Annotated in this window: 1 protein-coding gene and 1 pseudogene; both read left to right on the top strand. The window is 59.7% G+C overall.

Annotated features, from left to right (window positions below; all coding sequences use genetic code 11):
• Positions 1-606 (top strand): annotated as a pseudogene (locus tag AC1DY5_RS56190) (hypothetical protein); the annotation flags it as partial.
• The gene (locus tag AC1DY5_RS56185; RefSeq protein WP_478122799.1) at positions 603-1,205 is read left to right on the top strand and encodes an RES family NAD+ phosphorylase; all 603 of its coding nucleotides are present in this window, start codon (positions 603-605) and stop codon (positions 1,203-1,205) included. The pseudogene AC1DY5_RS56190 and the gene AC1DY5_RS56185, both read left to right, overlap by 4 nt.
• Positions 1,206-1,252: the final 47 nt, after the last annotated feature.

The following is a 1,252-nucleotide window of genomic DNA, read 5'->3' as shown; positions in this document are numbered from 1 at the left end:
GCCCTGAGGGAGCTGCGCAGAACCGCTAGCTCACTGCAGCAGTTGACGGATGAATTGGCGGCGACCCCTCGCGCTCAACTCAAGAAGGCGCTTCTCGCACCAGCCACGGCATCCTCATCGCTGCTGAAGACGCTGCAGGAGGCTGAAGCTCGCTTCGCAGATATTCACCGGATAGCGTTTGGTGACGAGAGACCGACCCGTCAAAAAGTGGCGGCCGCGGGAACGACCATGGCGAAGCTGCGCGATCAGGCCAATCAAGGGCTCAGGAAACTCGTCAATGAGGGAGTCCTCATACGCCGTGGCACCTTTCAGGACGAGCGCACGATCACCCGACAGGCACTCAGCAAGGCGCAGCAAGAACGACGCCTTTTCCACGTCGAGGTTGACGGCGAGAAGTACTTCCCATCGTTCTTCGTGGATAGTCGCTACGACCGAACCAAGCTTGAGGCGGTGAGCAAGGCCCTGGGAGATTTGCCTGGTGCTACCAAGCTGCACTTTTTCTTGCACCAGCGAGGATCACTCGCTGGTGCGACACCGCTGGAGGCAATCGCCAGCGGCGAATATCTGAAGGTCCTGAACGCAGCCGAGGCTCTCCGAATCGGATGAGCGCGCCGCTGAAGCCCCCACCTTCGGATCTGCACGACACCAGTCTCGAGACCGTCCAAGTCCAGGTCGCGAGCCTCTATCGCATCTCGAAACATACCTCGGGCGAGCCATACTTCGGCAAGTCGGCCGGCAATCGATTCGACGACCACTCTCGCCCTCCATCGAAGAGGTTTGGCACCTGCTATCTTGGCCTGACTCTGCAGGTCGCCATCGCAGAGACTGTGCTGCACGACTTGATGCCGCACGGCGGTCACTTCGTGGTGTCTCCCGACGAACTCGAATCGAAGCAGGTCGTTCGCTTTCAGGGCGGAATCCTTAGACTTGCGAAACTCACTGGCACCGCGCTCAAACGGATCGTCGGTTCGAGCGAAATCTCGACCACCTTCCCTTACGACCTGCCGCAGGCCTGGGCGGCGGCCCTTCATGCTCACCCTGCGAAGGTCGACGGGCTCCTCTACATGTCCAAGCAGATCAACGATGAGCAGGCCGTCGTCATCTTTAATCGTGCCAGGCGCAAGTTCGAGTCAGCCTCACATACACCGCTTCCACACGAGCCCGGTTTTGACATCGCGATCAGAGCATTGAGCATTCGTGGCTAGACGGCCGTCTTGCCTGGATACCCCAGGTAACGCGACTGGTACTGGAC

This window comes from Variovorax sp. P4_D9 (assembly GCF_056401695.1).
This window is presented reverse-complemented; position numbering and strand designations above follow the sequence as displayed.

Bases quoted from the DNA above. Each gene is read 5' to 3' on its own strand.
- AC1DY5_RS56185 (WP_478122799.1), top strand. From the start codon at position 603: ATGAGCGCGCCGCTGAAGCCCCCACCTTCGGATCTGCACGACACCAGT.